Below are 18,995 nucleotides of genomic sequence, written 5' to 3' on the forward strand. Positions count from 1 at the left end.
GCCAGCTGACCTTCGGCCAGCAGAACAGCGTTTACTATGATGTGGTTGGCGCGAAAACGGATATCTGGGATTACGACATGCGCGCCCAGGGCCCGGGTAACGGCATCAACGGCGACTACGATGGCTCATATCGTTCACGTAAAATGCTGAAGTACAAAAACACTTACGGTGCGGCAGACGTCTATGCTTCTTACCTGTTCAGCGATAACGAATACCTGCCGGGTAACGGCTTGCGCTACAAGCGTGAAGGTGGCGGATCGTTGGGTGTGGATTATCACCTGACCAAAGATCTGACCTGGGGCACCGCATGGAACTATACCCGTGCTGAAATCCGCAATCCTGGCAACGGCGACAACAAAACCTACGATCAGAATATCTACGGCACGTCTTTGAGCTGGAAGCCGGACAACTGGACCTTCAGCTTCGGCGGCGGTTATTACCAGAACTTCCTGACCACCAAACAAGTCAACGTGGATAACTACTTCGCTGGCGATGCGTGGGGTATTGAATATCTGGCCGGTTACACCATTCCGGTAGGACAGTACGCGCTGAAAACCGTGATGCCATACTTTATGGGTGACCGCCTGGAATACATCAACGGCCGCGACTTCCAGCGCATCGATAACGGCGTAGGCGTAACCTTCCAACTGGATTACGGCTTCCGTGTGGACTACGAACACGTCTTCACTTCAAGCTCCGATAACGAGGGCGACATGAACCTGGTGCGTCTGCGTTACGACTTCTAATCTTTTTTAGCCGCGAAGCACTTCGCCGCTTCTGCAGAACAACAGCGCCCTGGCTTATACCGGGGCGCTTTTTTTTTCCCCTGAACAGGATTCAGGTTAGGATTGGGCTATCACTCCTGATAAGGGAGAGGCCAGGGAAATGGAGGAAAAGTGAATCAATCGAAGGCAGTATCAGAGGCAGTTGCAGGCAGCGATCGTCCGTTCTATGACGACCGACTGACGCCATATATTGACATCGATGCTCAACGACTTGAGCGCAATTTACAGCGGATGCAGCAACTGGCGGCGGCTGGGGGTGTGCAACTTCGCCCACATGTGAAAACCCATAAAAGTGTGGCGATCGCTCAACGGCAGATTGAGTTGGGCGCGGTTGGGATCACCGTTTCCAAGCCCAGTGAAGGCGTGGTTTTCATTAAGGGCGGCGTGCGTGATGTGTTGCTGGCTTATCCGGTGGTGCGGGCAGAAACGGTCAGCGAGCTGTTCTCTGTTGCCGCCAGCACGGGCAGCAAACTTGGCGTTATTGTCGCGGGAGTGGCAGGCGTTGCAGCCATAGCCAAAGCTGCCGCAGCGGTAACCTCGCTTGAATTATCCGTCTGGATTAAAGTCGATGTGGGGCTCGGGCGTGTAGGCATTAACCCTGAAAGCGATGACGCTTTGCTGCTGGCCAGCGCACTGAAAGCAGAGGGGCTGCACTTTGCCGGGCTGCTTTCTCATGCAGGACATGCTTACGGTGCCCAGAACCCTGAGCAAATGGCGGACATTGTGCAGGCGGAAGCTCACTGTCTGCAGGGACTGCGTCAGCGCCTGCAGGACGCTGGGTTTGTCGGGGTCGCACTCTCCGTCGGTGCAACGCCGTCGATACTTGGTGCGTCTTTACCGGCTGGCTATCACGAAATTCGTCCTGGTAATTACGCCTTATTAGATCTCACGGGGTTGCGCCTGCAACTCTGCTCGCTGGATGACGTCGCTATCAGCGTGGTGGCCCGAGTGGTGTCGGTAAACGATCGCTACGCGATTATTGATGCGGGCTCAAAAGCGCTTAGTTCTGACAAAGGTCCGCACGGAACGAGTGCAGCCGATTTCGGTCTGGCGGTGAATGAGCTGACGGATCGGCACTATCGCGTGGAGAAATTATCGGAGGAACATGGGTTTATTCCCCATGGTGGAAACAAACCGGCAATTGGCAGTCTGATGCGAATTTTTCCCAACCATTCGTGCGCGGTGATGGCCCAGTTTACGCATTTTGTCATGAGAAAGCCTGATGGCACGGCGGATATCATCACTATCGATGCTCGCGGACAGTTTTTGTAAAACAGGGATCGGATAGGGCATTATTTGATGCGCGGGAGCGCTTTAGCTGGAGAAACCGCAAGGCTGGCGCGCTCATCTGAGTAGCGCGCCGTCATTTTACAGATCGCCGGTCATGTACTGCGCTACGCCGTTGCCAAAGCTCCAGTCGCCTTTGCCGTTGGTGATAAAGCTGATCATCACGTCACTGCCCAAAATCCCGCAGCTCTCTTTCAGCTCGCGGCACAGTTCGGCCATAAAAAACTGCTTCTGTTCATCGCTGCGGGGGCTGGTAAACACCCGCACCATCACCAGATTGTCGGTACGGGTCAGACCCAGCCCGGTATCCTCAAACACCATCTGATAAGCTTTGTTTTCGTGAACAATCTGGTAACGATCGCGTTCTGGTACTTTAAAGGCCGCCAGAACCGCGCGGTGCGCTGCATCCAGTAAGGTTCTCATCTCGGATTCTGAACGGCCCTGAATCACATCAAAATGCAGTAATGGCATGGATTTTTCCCCTGAAATATTTGAATTTTATGGCAAAAAAGCAGACTGGCTGCGTCATGTCTGTTGTTCACTTTACGGGGATTGTGCGCGGGGAAAAAGCGCTATACTTGAATTGATTATTTACTATTGTGAACAATAAAAATGAAAGATGTGAAGACTGACGCGCTGTGGATCCACCTGCACTGGCTGACGGTGCTGGCAGCGCAGGGGAGCTTTACCCGTGCTGCCGAGCGCCTGGACGTCAGCAAAGCGGCAATGAGCCAGAAGATTAAAGAGCTGGAGCATCTGGCTGGCGTACCCTTAGTGACGCGAACAACGCGCAGCGTGCGGCTGACCAGTGCCGGGGAGAAGTTGGTGGAAGAGTTGCGGCAGCCTTTTGCGCAAATCGAACAGAGCTTTTTCAGCGTGCGTGATTCGGCTGGCCCGTTACGTGGTCTGGTCCGGGTTACGGCTCCGGTGGCTTTTGCGCGCCAGCAGTTGGTGCCACACATCACCGCTTTTCTGCGTGAGCATCCGCAGGTGCGTGTGCAGCTGGAGGTTTCGGACCGGCTGGTTTCTCTCGCCAGCGAAGGGTTCGACCTCGCCATCAGACACAGCGATACGCTGCCAGAAACCCACGTTGCCTTGCCGCTGTGTACCACACAGGCTCAGGTGGTCGCTTCTCCGGCCTATCTTGCTCAGCATGGTTTTCCTGAGACGCCACAAGCGCTCGGCGATCATCTGTGCCTTTATTACCCACGCGGAACAGAAATGCCTCGCTGGACCTTTGCTTCCCGTAAGGCGGGAGAGGAGTCAGTGACGGTAAATGTCAGCGGCCCTTTTGCCACCAACAACAGTGAATCGATTCGTGATGCGGCGCTCGACGGCCTTGGCATCGCTTTGCTGCCAGACTTCAGTGCCAGAGCCGCGCTCCGGGAAGGGCGATTGGTGGAAATCCTGCCAGAGTGGCAAACTGTCGGGGCTTTTGCGGAGAGGCTCTACGTTGTGCGTCCCTGGTCTGCTCAGGTTCCGCGTGCGGTTAGTGGGTTTATTCACTGGCTTAGGGAGGCATTTAAGCAGTGATCGGCTTCGCAAAATAAAACTTATATTTCATATTTTCATGTTTTGGAAAATAGTAATCAACTATGCTGAGGACTTTCTTACTTCCCCTTCCCGGAGAGTCCTATGTCCAGCGTTCCCAGCCTTGAAACCCTGCTCCAGCAGGAACACATTGTCCGTGTAACCCAGTTCAGTTTTGATGATGCCTGGAAAGTGGGCGAGGCGATCCATCAGCGTGCCTCGCAGGAAAAATACCCTGTAGCGATCGAAGTCTATGCCTTTGGGCAGGTGTTATTCTGCGCGGCATTGCCAGGCTCAAGCGCCGAGAATCTGGAATGGATAGCCCGTAAACGCAACACAACGCTGCGTAATGGTCATGCCTCGTTATATACCGGTGAAGTCAATGAAGTGGCCGGCACGCGAATGGAGCAGATGAACTATCTGGATCCTGAGCGTTATACCGACCACGGCGGAAGCTTCCCGTTGCTGCTTACCGGCGGTGGGATTATTGGCGCGGTGACGGTGAGTGGCCTGCCCTCGCATGAGGATCATGCGCTGGCGATGTGGGGTATCCAGCAAGTTTTGTAACCTTTTACCTCAAAACTTGACGACGTCATGCGCTACTCTGTTTTGGCAGGATCGCTGCTGCAGTAAGAGAAAAGAGCCGTGAGTGAGACCGAAGAGCATACGATTACCGATATTCTGGCACCGGGTTTGCGGGTGATATTTTGTGGGATCAATCCCGGTAAATCCTCCGCGCACCGGGGCTTCCATTTTGCCCACAAGGGCAACCGCTTCTGGAAGACGATTTGGCAGGCTGGGTTCACCAGCAAACAGTTGCAGCCGGAAGAGGAAATACAGCTGCTGGAAACCGGCTGTGGCATCACTATGCTGGTCGAGCGGCCGACCAAAGAGGCGACTGAGCTTACCGGCATGGAGTTGCGAGACGGGGGAAAAGCGCTGATTGAGAAGATCCTGCACTATCAGCCTTCTGCTCTGGCGGTACTGGGCAAGCAGGCCTATAAACAGGCCTTCCGTGTCAGTAAGGTGGAGTGGGGCAGGCAGCCGCAAACTATCGGCGATACGGAAGTCTGGGTGCTGCCCAATCCCAGCGGACTGAACCGGGCTTCGCAGGATGAGCTGGCAGCCGCCTATCGCGAACTGGATACCGCGCTGGCAACGCGAGGCCGCTAAGTCGTCACAAGAGCTTATGACGGGTCAGGAATTCAGTCGGAAGAGTATCAACACTCTTCAGTACGGATCGGTCACATAAAAAAAAGCCCCTGCATGCAGGGGCTTTTTTACTGGCGCTTGTGGAACGATTAATCGTCCAGGAAGCTACGCAGCACTTCAGAGCGGCTTGGATGACGCAGTTTACGCAACGCCTTCGCTTCAATCTGACGAATACGCTCACGGGTTACGTCAAACTGCTTGCCCACTTCTTCCAGCGTGTGGTCGGTATTCATATCGATACCGAAACGCATACGCAGAACTTTCGCTTCACGGGCCGTCAGGCCTGCCAGCACGTCATGCGTGGCAGAGCGCAGGCTCTCAGAAGTGGCGGAGTCCAGTGGCAGCTCCAGCGTGGTATCTTCGATGAAATCACCCAGATGCGAATCTTCATCATCACCAATCGGCGTCTCCATGGAGATCGGCTCTTTGGCAATTTTCAGCACCTTACGGATTTTATCTTCCGGCATCAGCATGCGTTCGGCCAGCTCTTCTGGCGTAGGCTCGCGACCCATTTCCTGCAGCATCTGGCGTGAAATACGGTTGAGTTTGTTGATAGTCTCAATCATATGCACCGGAATACGGATGGTGCGCGCCTGGTCAGCGATGGAGCGGGTGATAGCCTGACGGATCCACCAGGTGGCATAAGTTGAGAACTTATAACCACGGCGATATTCAAACTTATCAACAGCCTTCATCAGACCAATGTTACCTTCCTGAATCAGATCCAGGAACTGCAGGCCACGGTTGGTGTACTTCTTGGCAATCGAGATAACCAGACGTAAGTTCGCTTCAACCATCTCTTTCTTCGCACGGCGGGCTTTCGCTTCACCGATAGACATACGACGGTTGATGTCCTTAACCTGCTCGATGGTCAGACCGGTTTCTTGCTCGATCTGTCCCAGCTTCATCAGGCCGCGCTGGACGTCTTCAGTGACGTCTTTCAGCTTCTCGGACCATGGCTTGTTCATTGCCAGCGCCGCTTTAAACCAGGTTTCGCTGGTTTCGTTGCCGGTGAACAGCGTGATGAAGTTCTTCTTCGGCATTTTGCAGATTTCAACGCAGAACTTCATGATCAGACGTTCTTGAGTGCGCACGCGATCCATCATGGTACGCATGCTGTTGACCAGGAAGTCGAACTGCTTCGGCACCAGGCGGAACTGCTTGAAGACGTCAGAAAGATTCTGGATTTCGGCTGCGGCATCAGGGTGGCTGCGGCCTTTAGCTTTGATCACGGTACGCGCTTTCTCGTACTGTACACGCAGATCGTTAAACTTCTCGCGCGCCAGTTCCGGGTCGATGCTGTTGTCATCTTCCGCATCGTCGTCTTCTTCTTCTTCTTCGTCGTTATCGCTACGTTCTGCTTCAGAAAGCTCAGAGCCAACGTGCGTGGCTGTAGGGGCAATTTCTGCTTCAGCGTTAGGATCGACAAAGCCAGTGATCATGTCTGACAGGCGTGCTTCGCCCGCTTCAACACGGTCATACTGTTCCAGCAAATAGGTGATAGCTTCCGGGTATTCTGCAACGGAGCACTGAACCTGGTTGATACCCTCTTCGATACGTTTAGCGATGTCGATTTCGCCTTCACGCGTCAGAAGTTCAACGGTACCCATTTCGCGCATGTACATACGCACCGGGTCAGTAGTACGCCCGATTTCAGATTCAACGCTGGACAGCACCTGAGCGGCTGCTTCAGCAGCATCTTCGTCAGTGTCGCTGCTATTCTCGTTCAGGATCAGATCGTCGGCATCAGGCGCTTCTTCTACAACCTGGATGCCCATGTCGTTGATCATCTGAATGATGTCTTCGATCTGATCGGAGTCGACAATATCTTCCGGCAGATGGTCATTGACCTCGGCATAGGTCAGGTAGCCTTGCTCTTTACCACGGGTGACAAGAAGCTTAAGCTGTGACTGCGGGTTTTGCTCCATAAGACGGTATCCACACTTCTGTTAAATTAGATTGGTGTCGGTCGGCTAACAAGCCAACAATAACAGTGAGGGCGTTGGATTTATGCCGCTGCCCATCCAAGCGGCTGCCAGGCTCAACCTGGCGGATTATCGGCACTTAAGCCGCAGTGTTCGGTTTGATCTTTTAGAAGCGATGTCCGCTTCTCAATTCTGTAAACGGCGAAAAAATCAGCCGTCGATCTATTTCTTTGCTAATGCCTGGCTCAGCGTCCAGAACTCGCGGCGTTCTTCCGAGTTCAGGCCATGGGTGCGGTCGCGCGCAATCAGCTCTTCGAGCCGGCGTTCCAGCGCCGCGTCATACATGCTGGCCAGTGAGTCCTGAAACATGGTTTCCACTTCATCTTCTACGATCATGTGGTTCCATGTGGCCAGAGTTTCAAGGCTCTGGCTAAATTTTGTTCCACGGTATAACTCTAGTAGCTGTCCGGTGGTCAGGCCAGGATGAGCAACACAAGTGCTCACTAACTCCACAAAAAGGGGGAATCCCGCCAAATCTGACGCCTCTAATCCTTCCAGCGGCGGCACCATCTTCGCCAGCGCCGGATTCTGGATCAGCAATCCAATAAGTATACGCATGGTTGTGCGTTTTAGCTGGGGCTGTTGGGGAAGCCTGGCTTTCGCACCGACTTTCGGCATCAGCTTATCCAGCTGACTGTCGTCAAGGATCCCCAGTTTGTTACCCAGCTCCTGGCGCAGATAGATGCGTAATGTTTCACCAGGAACCTGCGTGATCAGTGGCAAAGCCAGGGTGCTCAACTGAGCGCGACCATCTGGCGAGCGCAAATCAACCTGAGGCAGTAAAGAGTCAAACAGGAACGCGGAGAGCGGCATTGCCTGCTCCATCCGGGCTTCAAAGGCCTCTTTACCCTCTTTACGCACCAGCGTATCCGGGTCTTCACCATCAGGCAGAAACATAAAGCGTAGCTGACGACCGTCATTCATGTAAGGTAATGCGGTTTCCAGCGCACGCCAGGCGGCTTCGCGGCCTGCTCTGTCACCGTCGTAACAACAAATTACGGTATCAGTCGTGCGGAACAGCAGCTGAATATGCTCGGGTGTGGTCGAGGTTCCCAGCGAGGCAACGGCATAATCAATCCCGAACTGTGCCAGTGCCACCACATCCATATAGCCTTCAACGACCAGCAGTTTCGCCGGTTCTGGATGGTTCTTCTGCGCTTCAAACAGGCCGTACAACTGACGACCCTTATGGAAAATATCGGTTTCGGGGGAGTTGAGGTATTTCGGCATCGCATCGCCTAACACGCGCCCGCCAAATCCTATTACCCGCCCGCGCTTGTCATGGATCGGGAACATTACCCGTTCGCGAAAGCGATCGTAACTGCGGCCCTGATCGTTAGTGACCAACATGCCTGCATCGATTAATGACTGGCGATCGTCCTGATTGCGACCAAAGCGCTTCAGGGCGTTATCCCAGCCTGCAGGGGCATAGCCGATGGAAAAGTGCTTGATGACAGCGTCGCTCAGACCGCGATTCGCCAGATACTCGCGCGCGCCTGAAGACTGACTCTGTGACAGCGACTGCTGATAAAACTCGTTCAGGCCGCCCATCAATTGATAGAGGCTCTGGCGCTGATGACGCTCTAACTGGGTTGGGCCGGTTCCGCTTTCGTACGGCACTTCAAGTCCGTACAGGGTAGCCAACTCTTCGATGCTTTCAACAAACTCCAGACGATCGTAGTTCATCAGGAAGTCGACAGCATTGCCGTGGGCGCCACAGCCGAAGCAGTGGTAGAACTGTTTCTCACCGTTTACGGTGAAAGAAGGGGTTTTTTCGTTATGGAAAGGACAGCACGCATGGTAGTTCTTGCCCTGCTTTTTCAGCTTTACCCGTGCATCGATGAGGTCCACGATGTCCGTGCGCGCCAGCAAGTCATTGATAAATACACGTGGAATTCGTCCAGCCATAAGCCCCGGTTTATCAGTGCATAAACGAGAACAAGCCGCGCATTCCTTTCGGAAAGCACGGCCTTCTTAACTACTACTTGTCTGTAAAACGCGAGGGCGAACCCTCAACGACTAGTACAGACGAGTGCGGCGTGCGTTTTCGCGAGCCAGTTTCTTCGCGTGGCGTTTAACTGCTGACGCTTTAGCGCGCTTACGTTCGGTAGTCGGTTTTTCATAAAACTCACGACGACGAACTTCAGCCAGAACGCCTGCTTTCTCGCAAGAACGCTTGAAGCGACGCAGTGCTACGTCAAATGGCTCGTTTTCACGTACTTTAATTACCGGCATGTAACTCTCACCTCGATAAAATCGGTTTTGTGCTGACGTCGGTGCCAGCTTGTTTCAAAATGGTGCGGAATTTTACTCCAACACAGGCAGCGTTGTAAAGCACCATAGCATTATCTTACCAACAGATGCGCCTGTGCCACTGCCGGTTTTTTCAGGCCAAGGAGTATACATCAATGCAGACGCGGCAGCGAAAATATTTTCCTCTGTTTTTTCAGGGAGTCACGTTTTTCGTTGCAAAATTGCCGCTCTCCACCAGGCCTTCATGCTACACTGCGCGCCGCCAGAATGAGGTAAATAAAGTCATGCGTGTGCTTGGAATTGAAACATCCTGCGATGAAACCGGTATCGCCATTTACGACGAAACCGCCGGTTTGCTCGCCAATCAACTTTACAGCCAGGTCAAACTGCATGCCGATTACGGCGGTGTGGTTCCGGAACTGGCTTCGCGCGATCACGTGCGGAAAACCGTGCCGCTGATCCAGGCTGCTTTGCAAGAGGCTGGATTGCAGGCGAAAGATATCGATGCTGTCGCCTATACGGCTGGTCCTGGTCTGGTTGGCGCACTGCTGGTTGGCGCCACTATCGGCCGTTCTCTGGCCTTTGCCTGGGACGTGCCTGCCATTCCCGTCCACCATATGGAAGGCCATCTTCTGGCCCCCATGCTGGAAGAGAATCCGCCCGAGTTTCCTTTTGTCGCCTTGCTGGTTTCTGGTGGACACACCCAGTTAATCAGCGTGACCGGCATTGGTGAGTACAGCTTGATGGGCGAGTCCGTGGACGATGCGGCAGGTGAAGCCTTCGATAAAACCGCTAAGCTGCTGGGTCTGGATTATCCCGGCGGCCCAATGCTGTCGAAAATGGCTCAGCAGGGCACGGAAAAACGCTTTATTTTTCCTCGTCCAATGACTGACCGTCCAGGGCTGGATTTCAGTTTCTCGGGACTGAAAACCTTTGCGGCTAATACCATCCGTGAAAATAGCGATGACGATCAGACTCGTGCAGATATTGCCCGCGCCTTTGAAGATGCGGTAGTCGATACGCTGGCAATCAAATGCAAACGCGCTCTGGAGCAGACGGGTTTCAAGCGACTGGTGATTGCCGGTGGCGTCAGTGCTAACCGCACCCTGCGCAGCAAAATGGCGGAGGTGATGAAGGCTCGCGGTGGTGAAGTTTTCTATGCGCGACCTGAGTTCTGTACCGATAATGGCGCGATGATCGCTTATGCTGGAATGGTGCGGATGAAAGGGGGAACGCGGGGAGAGCTGAGTGTGACTGTTCGGCCTCGCTGGCCGCTGGCGGAACTGCCTGCGCTGCAGGAGTAGTTTCTACTCTGCCATCATCCCAGATGATGGCAGAGTACGAAGGACGTGGGTATTAGTTACCCAGCAGACCGCCTAACCACCCGCCAATCAACGGGATCTTACCGATGACAGCTTCCACCCTGCCGCCAATGGTGGTGCCAACAGTTTTACCAATCTCACCCCCATTACCCATTTCTGACAGACCGAATAAACTGAAAAGGCCCTCGCCAAGCTTGGAACCAAAACCACTAAGAGCATCCTGGATACAACCTGCACCGCTAACCTGCATAATTTCCTGACTGTTTAACTCTTTCATTTGTAACATCCTTTTAATGATTATTTAGCCTTAGCTAAAGAAGAGATTTTAGAATTAGTGTTGCAGGTAACAGGATGCAATAGTTAGTTGGATTTTTTCTTTTTCTTCTTCCAGATCTTCGTTTCCTGCCCGCGCCACAAACGCTGAATATTGTCGTGATGACGAAGCAGCACCAGGCACGAAAGCATGGCAACCGGGAAGGTAAGTTGGGGTTTGAACCACCAGACGTAGAAGGGGGCGATCAGGGCACTGATAATAGCGCCTAGCGAAGAGTAGCCGCTCAACAGAACCGTCAGTAGCCAGGTTCCGGTCATCAACCCGGTTAAATCCCAGCCGATGGGGGCAATGGCACCAAAAGCCGTAGCCACGCCTTTGCCGCCTTTAAAGTGGAAGAAGACGGGATAGATGTGGCCCAGACAGGCGGCAATAGCGATTAAGCCCAGATAGAGTGGCGACACGCCATAATGGTAAGCCAGCCAGACGGGCAGCATGCCTTTGAGAACATCAAAAACCAGCACCATAGCCGCCGGAATTTTCCCGCCGATGCGCAGCACATTCGTTGCGCCGGGATTACCGGAACCATTAAGGCGCGGGTCCGGCAGTCTGAACAGTCGGCAAACCAGGATTGCGCTGGAAATGGAGCCGCACAGATACGCGAAAAGAATCATACCAAGCGCGAATACACTCATAACACCGTTCCATCTAGTAGGGGTCGTTTTGTTCTCGTCATCCGTGGATAATACGCATAATCCGCCGGAAGTGGTATCCGGCAACCACAAAAACAGAGACGGCCATCATGGATATTGTATTTATTGAACAACTCGCGGTCATCACCACCATTGGTGTTTACGACTGGGAACAGACCATTCAACAGAAACTGGTGTTCGATGTCGAAATGGCCTGGGACAATCGTCAGGCCGCCGCCAGTGACGATGTCAATGATTGCCTGAGCTACGCCGATGTGTCCGAGGCCATTATTCATCACGTAGCCGGGGGCAAATTTGCGCTGGTCGAGCGTGTGGCGGAAGAAGTGGCGGCGTTATTACTGGCACGATTCAACTCGCCATGGGTGCGAATTAAGCTCAGCAAACCCGGTGCAGTAGCTCAGGCAGCCCAGGTCGGGGTGATCATCGAACGCGGGACTAATCCGAAATAAACCCAATGTGATTGCCATCACGGTGAAACCAAACCACATTATGCTCTGTCTTAAGGTTGGCCTAACTCAACCTGGGCACAATTTGGCGGTAGCGTTAAGCAACCGCCTTTTTAATGGTTTTTATACGGATAGGGGTAGATTGGATGGCAGATATTCATCAGCTATGGGTGGCAGCAATACTCGGCATTGTTGAGGGGTTAACGGAGTTTCTTCCTGTCTCCTCCACCGGGCACATGATCATTGTCGGTCATTTGTTAGGATTTGAAGGCGACAAGGCGAACACCTTTGAGGTTGTTATCCAGCTTGGTTCCATTTTAGCCGTAGTAGTGATGTTCTGGCGTCGACTGTTCGGTTTGATTGGCATTCATTTTGGTAAAGTCCCGCATGAAGGCACCGGCAAAGGGCATCTGACGCTTGTCCATATCCTGTTGGGTATGGTGCCAGCCGTGGTTATCGGTCTGCTTTTACACGACAAAATTAAAGAGTTATTCAATCCAATTAACGTGATGTATGCGTTGGTTGTCGGCGGTGTGTTGCTGCTGGCAGCGGAATATCTGAAGCCCAAAACCCCGAAAGCCGTAGGCGTGGATGATATGACCTATCGCCAGGCGTTCGTGATCGGTTGCTTCCAGTGCCTGGCGCTGTGGCCTGGCTTCTCCCGCTCTGGTGCGACCATTTCTGGCGGTATGCTGATGGGCGTAAGCCGTTATGCAGCTTCAGAATTCTCCTTCATTCTGGCCGTGCCGATGATGATGGGTGCCACGGTACTGGATCTCTATAAGAGCATTGGTTTCCTGACCATGGCCGATTTCCCGATGTTTGCTGTTGGCTTCGTCACGGCCTTCATCGTGGCTCTTATTGCCATCAAGGTGTTCCTGAACCTGATCAAGCGCATCTCGTTCGTGCCGTTTGCTATCTACCGCTTTATTGTGGCGGCTGCGGTCTACATGATCTTTGTGTAGTTGAGCGTGCTTAGTCCCGTAGCTGGCCTGCTGAGGCCGCTGCGGGACTGCCTTATCCCTGCTGTTCCTTCCATTTGTTCAACGCCGCAATCCTTCTTCTGGTTAGCTCCTTCCTGACTTCCATCCCTTTGAATCCGCCAGCGACTACCTCTTTTGTTGACACGCTCGATACCACCTCAAACGCCTGACGCAGAAAGTTTCCCTGCGGATAAGTATTGCTCTCAAAACCGGTTCGCCCGCGTGCATCAGCCTCACTGGTCAGCGCGATTTGCTCCACTCGCTGGGGTTTACGCCAGGCATCAATACGATCAAATAAGGCAACCAGGGTTTCAGCGCTCTGGCGTTCCACTGTGTGGACCAGATCGTGAAATTCAGTGACCAGCAGGGCGAGATCGCGGATGGCATTCGGTACGCGCAAGCGCTGGCACAACGCTTCTACCAGCGGAACACCTGCCGGGCCGTGCCCGTGATGGCTGGGCCATTTCTCTGGAGGGGTAAGCGCTTTGCCCACGTCATGGAAAAGAGTAGCAAAACGAATGGCGATATCCGGGCTGAGCTGGGCGGCGATAGCCAGCGTCATCAGGGCATGAACCCCGGTATCGATTTCAGGATGCCATTTGGCCGGGGCGGGCACACCGTAAAGGTTATCCAGTTCCGGGAACAGCACGGCCAGTGCGCCGCAATCTCTCAGCACCTGGAAATAGACCTGCGGATTGCGGGTTTCCAGCGCTTTTTCCGTTTCTTTCCAGACCCGTTCAGGGGTAAGCGTATTTAGCTCACCGCTTTCCGCCATCCAGCGCATCAACGCCTGAGTCTCTTCAGCGACCACAAAATTCAGATGGGCAAAACGCGCAGCGAAACGCGCCACGCGCAGCACGCGGAGCGGATCTTCGTTAAAAGCGGCAGAAACATGGCGCAGAAGACGTTGATCAAGGTCCGCTTTCCCGCCGTAGGGATCGTATAAGCGGCCATCATCGTCCTGGGCAATAGCATTGATGGTCAGATCGCGGCGCTGTAAATCCTGCTCAAGCGTCACGTCCGGGGCGGAGTAGCAGACAAAACCGGTGTAGCCACTGCCGCTTTTGCGCTCGGTGCGCGCCAGCGCATACTCCTGATGGGTTTCAGGATGCAGAAAAACCGGGAAGTCACGGCCAACCTGCTCATACCCCTGGCTCAGCATCTCTTCCGGAGAGGCGCCAACCACTACCCAATCTTTGTCTTTGACCGGCAGATTTAACAGTGCATCGCGTACCGCGCCACCGACAAGGTAAGTCTTCACTACCACGCTCCTGAGTTAAACGTTTCAGGCATCATACTAGAAGTGTAGATCCTCTCCCACCTTTGCGGGTGAGGTTTGCTGAATGACAGGCAGGCAAAAAAGGGCATCAATGGATGCCCTTATGCTGTCCGGTGAACGGTCAGTTCATCCAGCGGTCTTTCTTTTTACGGCTCGGGATCATGTGAGGTAACAGCAGACCCAACAGCAGGCCGACACCGGCAACGCCGCCGCCGTACATAAACCACTGCATAATGATGGTGCGCTGCTTATCATCAAGCTGAACGTTGGCGGCACTCACTTTTTTCTGTGCCACAACCAGTTCGTTTTTCAGCTTCTGATTTTCGTCCTTCAGGCTGTTGATCGCGCCGTCACTGCCGGCCACTTTCTTCTGCATCTCTGCGGTGCGCTGGTTCCAGCTGCCGTCAATGTTGGCCAGCTTGTCAGTCAGGTCTTTTACCTGCTGTTCCAGTTGAGGCACGCGAGTACGCAGGCTTGGCTGCTGACTTAACTGGGATTCAGGGATCCAGGTGGTTCGGCCGTTTGAGTCGCGGATTTGAGCATAATGGGTGCTGTCGTTTGATTGCAGCAACTGCACTTCTTCGCCGGCATTCAGGGTGCCAACAAGGCGGAAATTGTCACCGGGACCACTGCGAACCCAGGTGGAAAGTTCGTCGGAAATATAGCGTTTTTCTTCGGCATGAACGGAGGCTGCTACGCTAAAAGTCAGTAAAGTGAGGGCAATAAGCTGAGTTTTTTTCATTCGATGTCTTTTTTACATGGATCCTGGACAAAAGTAATGGAACAGTCTGGAGCTGGCTCGCATAAAGCTGAATGAGAACTTTCCTGGTCTCAGGGCTATGCGAGGGCTGACGCGAAAGCATAAGAAAGCCAAGACAGCCACGGCGATTCTGCATTACTCTTCACATCATATCTGGCCACTGTGTGCCCCATCATGAAATGAGCGGCAAAATCAGGCCAACACGCCCTTTACCGTACCGCTAATCATCTGATTAAGAAAATATGACCATCGAAATCGAAATAAAGTTCATTGCCACCTCAGAAGCCGCCGAAAAACTGCCTGCACAGCTGGCAAACTGGCCGCATCAGCACTCTGCACCGCAGAAACTGACCAATATCTACTTCGAAACGGCAGACAGTAAGCTGCGCGGGTGGGATATGGGGCTGCGCATTCGTGGCTTCGGTGACAGTTATGAAATGACGCTGAAGACAGCAGGGCAGACCGTAGGCGGCCTGCATCAGCGCCCGGAATACAATGTGGCGCTGGAGAAGCCAGAGCTGGATATTGCCCTGTTACCGACAGACATCTGGCCGCAGGGCTGCGATCTGGCCGTCCTTCAGCAACAGTTAACGCCGCTGTTCAGCACCCATTTTGTGCGTGAAAAGTGGGTAGTTACTTACCTGAAGAGCGAGATTGAGGTTGCGTTTGATAGCGGCGATGTCACTTCTGGTGAACTGAGCGAGCCGCTGCGTGAAATTGAACTTGAGCTAAAAACCGGCGAGCGGGATGACCTGCTTGCCTTCGCCGCTGAACTGGCGAATATGGGCGGATTGCGCTTGGGTAGCCTGAGCAAAGCAGCGCGCGGTTACGCGCTGGCTAAAGGCAATCCAACCCGTGAACTGCAGCCGCTGAAAGTGATGAAAGTCGCGCCGAAAGCCACGGTAGAGCAGGCGATGCTGGCGGCCTTCACCCTGGCGCTGAGCCAGTGGCAGTATCATGAAGAACTGTGGTTGCGGGGCAACCGCGCTGCTCAGCATGAAGTGCAGCAGGCCCTTGAGACCGTGCGTCAAACCTTCTCACTGTTTGGCTCGCTGGTTCCGCGTAAGGCCAGCAATGAGTTGCGCCACTCGTTAACCGGGCTGGAAGAAGCGCTGCGCGAAGATGACGTGCAGGCCGCTGAGCTCTGCTTCAGCACGCTCTCTCTGCAGACCCAGTTAGCACTCACTAACTGGATTGTAACCGAGCGCTGGCGCGGGTTTGTCGATGCGAAAGGCGATGCCAAACTGCAGGGATCGTTCAAACGCTTCTGCGACATCATGCTGGGAAGAATTGCCGCTGATTTAAAAGAGACCTTCGATGATGTGCGTCAGATGAACGAGTATCAGGACAAGCTTAATCGCCTACACCGTCAGTTGCTGGCGGCACGGTTACTGTCAGGTGGCTACGACGCTGAGACGGTGGAGGCCTGGATGCAAAGCTGGCAACAGCTTGCGCAGGCTATAGAAACTCATCAGGAAGTCTGGCTGGAGAGCCATTGCCGTCAGGCTGTTAAGCAACCGGCCTTCTGGAAAAACGGCACCGTTTGAGTCGTGCAAGCCGGTCAGAGAGCAGAGTGAATTTACGCAGTTAACAGGGAGTTTTTATGTCGCCATCGCTTACTCAGATCTTGCCGCCGCTGTTAGCGGCACAAGCTCAACAGCTCAGCCCGGCATTGGGAGAACTGAGCGCCGAACAGCAAGGTGTGCTGGCCTTCAGTGACTTTGTTCAGGATAACCTGACGCGCCATCCTGACTGGTGGCAAGCGCTGCAAGAGCAGGCTCCCGCGTCGGACGAGTGGCGGCACTATCCGGCCTGGCTGGCAGATAAACTGGCTGGCGTAGCGGATGAAAACGCACTGATGCGTGAACTGCGCTTGTTCCGCCGCCATATGCTAACGCGTATTGCGTGGATGCAGACGCTGGCGACAAGCAGTACGCAAGACTCTCTGAAGCAGCTTAGCGAGCTGGCGGAAACGCTGATTGTGGCGGCCCGTGACTGGCTATGGCTGGCCTGCTGCCGTGAATTCGGCACACCGGTCAATGCTGCTGGTGAGCCGCAGCCTTTGCTGATCCTCGGAATGGGAAAACTGGGCGGCGGCGAGCTTAACTTCTCCTCTGACATCGATCTGATATTTACCTGGCCGGAAAATGGCTCAACTACCGGCGGCAGGCGTGAACTGGACAATGCTCAGTTCTTCACGCGGCTTGGTCAGCGGCTGATCAAAGTGCTCGATCAACCCACGGTGGATGGCTTTGTTTATCGCGTAGATATGCGGCTGCGGCCTTTTGGCGACAGCGGCCCGCTGGTGCTGAGCTTTGCCGCTCTGGAAGATTATTACCAGGAGCAAGGACGCGACTGGGAGCGCTATGCGATGGTTAAAGCGCGCCTGATGGGCGGTGTTGACGACCACTGGAGCCAGGAATTACAGCAGATGCTGCGGCCTTTTATCTATCGCCGCTACATCGACTTCAGCGTAATCCAGTCGCTGCGAAATATGAAAAGCATGATTGCCCGTGAAGTCCGGCGGCGTGGTCTGACCGACAATATCAAGTTAGGCGCGGGCGGCATCCGTGAGACGGAATTCATCGTGCAGGTGTTTCAGCTGATCCGTGGCGGGCGCGAGCGTTCGCTGCAGCTGCGAGCTTTGTTACCGACGCTACAGGCCATTGGTGAGCTGAATTTGCTGCCTGGCGAACAGGTGGGCCAACTCGGCGAGGCTTATCTCTACCTGCGACGTCTGGAGAATCTGCTGCAGAGCATCAATGACGAACAGACCCAGACTCTGCCAGCGGACGATGTAAACCGCGAGCGTATGGCCTGGGCGATGGGTGTGGAGAGCTGGGTAGCTCTGACCCAGCAGCTTGAAGGGCATATGGCGGCAGTGCGCGCCATTTTCGATGACCTGATTGGGGACGACACGCCGGAAACCGGTGGCAATAAAGAAGCCGATGATTATGGTGTGCTCTGGCAAGACCGGCTGGAAGAGGCCGAGCTTGCGCCGCTGGTTCCGCAGCTTGAAAGCGAGGCGCGCCAGCGTCTTCTGCAAACCATCAACGATTTCCGTCAGGATGTGGATAAGCGCACTATTGGCCCGCGTGGGCGTCAGGCGCTCGACCAGCTTATGCCCCGTTTACTGAGCGAAGTTTGCCCGCGTGACGATGCCGCGGTAGCGCTCAGCAGGCTGACGCCACTGTTGCTGGGCGTGGTGACACGAACCACTTACCTGGAGCTGCTGACCGAGTATCACGGTGCCTTAAAGCATTTGATCCGCCTGTGTGCGGCTTCTCCGATGGTCGCCAGCCAGCTGGCACGCTATCCGTTGCTGCTCGATGAGCTTCTCGATCCTGCCACGCTTTATCAGCCTACCGCCACGGATGCCTATCGCGATGAGCTGCGCCAGTATCTGTTGCGCATCCCGGAAGAGGATGAAGAGCAGCAGCTGGAAGCGTTGCGCCAGTTTAAGCAGGCGCAACATCTGCGCATCGCTGCAGCAGATATCGCCGAGACGTTGCCGGTGATGAAAGTCAGCGATCATCTGACCTGGCTGGCAGAAGCGATGATTGAGCAGGTCGTCCAGCAGGCCTGGCAGATGATGGTTCAGCGTTATGGCCGTCCTTCGCATCTGACTCAGGTTCAGGAGCGCGGATTTGCGGTGGTCGGTTACGGCAAGTTAGGCGGCTGGGAGCTGGGCTACAGTTCCGATCTGGATCTGGTGTTTTTGCATGACTGCCCGGCTGATGCGGTCACAGACGGCGAGCGCAGCATAGATGGCAGGCAGTTTTACCTGCGTCTGGCGCAGCGTGTGATGCACCTGTTCAGCACCCGCACTTCCTCCGGCATTTTGTATGAAGTGGATGCGCGCCTGCGCCCTTCAGGTGCCGCAGGCATGCTGGTCAGCACCTTTGAGGCGTTTGATGATTATCAACGTAATGAAGCCTGGACCTGGGAGCATCAGGCGCTGGTGCGGGCGCGCATCGTGTTTGGCGAGGCTGCGCTGAGTCAGCGTTTTGATGACATCCGCCGGGGGATCCTGTGTCTGCCGCGTGACGCTGATAAGCTAAAGGTCGAGGTGCGGGAGATGCGTGAGAAAATGCGTGCACACCTTGGCAACAAGCAAAAAGGGCGCTGGGATCTGAAAGCCGATCGCGGCGGGATCACTGATATTGAAT

The 18,995-nt window shown here is 54.4% G+C and carries 18 protein-coding genes; 10 read left to right on the forward strand and 8 right to left on the reverse strand.

Translation table 11 applies throughout. The features are described 5' to 3' along the window. Positions 1-746 (forward strand): porin (locus WCC56_RS03330; protein ID WP_424691019.1); only part of this gene is annotated, 746 nt, incomplete at its 5' end. A gap of 150 nt (positions 747-896) precedes the next feature. Beyond that, entirely contained in the window at positions 897-2,057 is a 1,161-nt protein-coding gene (locus WCC56_RS03335; RefSeq protein ID WP_424691020.1) for an alanine racemase, read from the forward strand. A 96-nt stretch (positions 2,058-2,153) separates the two neighbouring features. Here the strand turns inward: WCC56_RS03335 and WCC56_RS03340 are convergent, their stop codons facing one another. Next, complete coding sequence (locus WCC56_RS03340) at positions 2,154-2,543, reverse strand: tautomerase family protein (protein WP_424691021.1); 390 nt, start codon at positions 2,541-2,543, stop codon at positions 2,154-2,156. 141 nt (positions 2,544-2,684) lie between these two features. Here WCC56_RS03340 and WCC56_RS03345 point away from each other — a divergent pair, with 141 nt between their 5' ends. From WCC56_RS03345 to mug, 3 genes are all read left to right on the forward strand, one after another. Then, complete coding sequence (locus tag WCC56_RS03345) at positions 2,685-3,605, forward strand: LysR substrate-binding domain-containing protein (protein ID WP_424691022.1); 921 nt, start codon at positions 2,685-2,687, stop codon at positions 3,603-3,605. A gap of 102 nt (positions 3,606-3,707) precedes the next feature. Then, positions 3,708-4,169 (forward strand): heme-degrading domain-containing protein, encoded by a 462-nt coding sequence (locus tag WCC56_RS03350; RefSeq protein ID WP_424691023.1) that lies wholly within the window; start codon positions 3,708-3,710, stop codon positions 4,167-4,169. 78 nt (positions 4,170-4,247) lie between these two features. Next, positions 4,248-4,775 carry a G/U mismatch-specific DNA glycosylase gene (mug, locus tag WCC56_RS03355; protein WP_424691024.1) on the forward strand — a complete coding sequence of 176 codons (528 nt, stop codon included), beginning with the start codon at positions 4,248-4,250 and terminating at the stop codon, positions 4,773-4,775. 128 nt (positions 4,776-4,903) lie between these two features. Here mug and rpoD read toward each other — a convergent pair whose 3' ends face one another. The 3 genes from rpoD to rpsU all read right to left on the reverse strand — a co-directional run bounded on the left by rpoD (position 4,904) and on the right by rpsU (position 9,034). Then, a complete protein-coding gene (gene rpoD / locus WCC56_RS03360) occupies positions 4,904-6,742 on the reverse strand; it encodes an RNA polymerase sigma factor RpoD (protein WP_424691025.1) in 1,839 nt (612 codons plus the stop codon). A gap of 219 nt (positions 6,743-6,961) precedes the next feature. After that, positions 6,962-8,707, reverse strand: a complete 1,746-nt coding sequence (gene dnaG / locus WCC56_RS03365) for a DNA primase (protein ID WP_424691026.1) — start codon at positions 8,705-8,707, stop codon at positions 6,962-6,964. 111 nt (positions 8,708-8,818) lie between these two features. After that, complete coding sequence (gene rpsU, locus WCC56_RS03370) at positions 8,819-9,034, reverse strand: 30S ribosomal protein S21 (protein WP_001144069.1); 216 nt, start codon at positions 9,032-9,034, stop codon at positions 8,819-8,821. 302 nt (positions 9,035-9,336) lie between these two features. Here rpsU and tsaD point away from each other — a divergent pair, with 302 nt between their 5' ends. Continuing rightward, positions 9,337-10,356: a tRNA (adenosine(37)-N6)-threonylcarbamoyltransferase complex transferase subunit TsaD gene (gene tsaD, locus WCC56_RS03375; protein WP_424691027.1), complete on the forward strand. Its 1,020-nt coding sequence runs from the start codon at positions 9,337-9,339 to the stop codon at positions 10,354-10,356. A gap of 52 nt (positions 10,357-10,408) precedes the next feature. On the opposite strand, the gene WCC56_RS03380 is transcribed toward tsaD, so the two are convergent. Next, the gene (locus tag WCC56_RS03380; RefSeq protein ID WP_424691028.1) at positions 10,409-10,651 is read right to left on the reverse strand and encodes a hypothetical protein; all 243 of its coding nucleotides are present in this window, start codon (positions 10,649-10,651) and stop codon (positions 10,409-10,411) included. Positions 10,652-10,734: 83 nt separating this feature from the next. After that, complete coding sequence (plsY, locus tag WCC56_RS03385; protein ID WP_424691029.1) at positions 10,735-11,340, reverse strand: glycerol-3-phosphate 1-O-acyltransferase PlsY; 606 nt, start codon at positions 11,338-11,340, stop codon at positions 10,735-10,737. A gap of 107 nt (positions 11,341-11,447) precedes the next feature. Between plsY and folB the strand changes: the two genes are divergently transcribed. Continuing rightward, a complete protein-coding gene (folB, locus tag WCC56_RS03390) occupies positions 11,448-11,807 on the forward strand; it encodes a bifunctional dihydroneopterin aldolase/7,8-dihydroneopterin epimerase (RefSeq protein ID WP_424691030.1) in 360 nt (119 codons plus the stop codon). Between the two features lie 143 nt (positions 11,808-11,950). Beyond that, a complete protein-coding gene (gene bacA, locus WCC56_RS03395) occupies positions 11,951-12,769 on the forward strand; it encodes an undecaprenyl-diphosphate phosphatase (protein WP_424691031.1) in 819 nt (272 codons plus the stop codon). Positions 12,770-12,821: 52 nt separating this feature from the next. On the opposite strand, the gene WCC56_RS03400 is transcribed toward bacA, so the two are convergent. Both WCC56_RS03400 and WCC56_RS03405 read right to left on the reverse strand, forming a co-directional pair. Continuing rightward, positions 12,822-14,048, reverse strand: coding sequence for a multifunctional CCA addition/repair protein (locus WCC56_RS03400; RefSeq protein WP_424691032.1), 1,227 nt, complete (start codon positions 14,046-14,048; stop codon positions 12,822-12,824). Positions 14,049-14,187: 139 nt separating this feature from the next. Then, entirely contained in the window at positions 14,188-14,808 is a 621-nt protein-coding gene (locus WCC56_RS03405) for a TIGR04211 family SH3 domain-containing protein (RefSeq protein WP_424691033.1), read from the reverse strand. A gap of 260 nt (positions 14,809-15,068) precedes the next feature. Here WCC56_RS03405 and WCC56_RS03410 point away from each other — a divergent pair, with 260 nt between their 5' ends. Together WCC56_RS03410 and glnE are read left to right on the forward strand one after the other, a co-directional pair. Next, a complete protein-coding gene (locus WCC56_RS03410; RefSeq protein WP_424691034.1) occupies positions 15,069-16,373 on the forward strand; it encodes an inorganic triphosphatase in 1,305 nt (434 codons plus the stop codon). A gap of 56 nt (positions 16,374-16,429) precedes the next feature. Beyond that, a partial coding sequence (gene glnE, locus WCC56_RS03415) for a bifunctional [glutamate--ammonia ligase]-adenylyl-L-tyrosine phosphorylase/[glutamate--ammonia-ligase] adenylyltransferase (RefSeq protein ID WP_424691035.1) occupies positions 16,430-18,995 on the forward strand: 2,566 nt, incomplete at its 3' end.

The organism is Erwinia sp. (assembly GCF_049696395.1).
Taxonomy (GTDB): Bacteria; Pseudomonadota; Gammaproteobacteria; order Enterobacterales; family Enterobacteriaceae; genus Erwinia.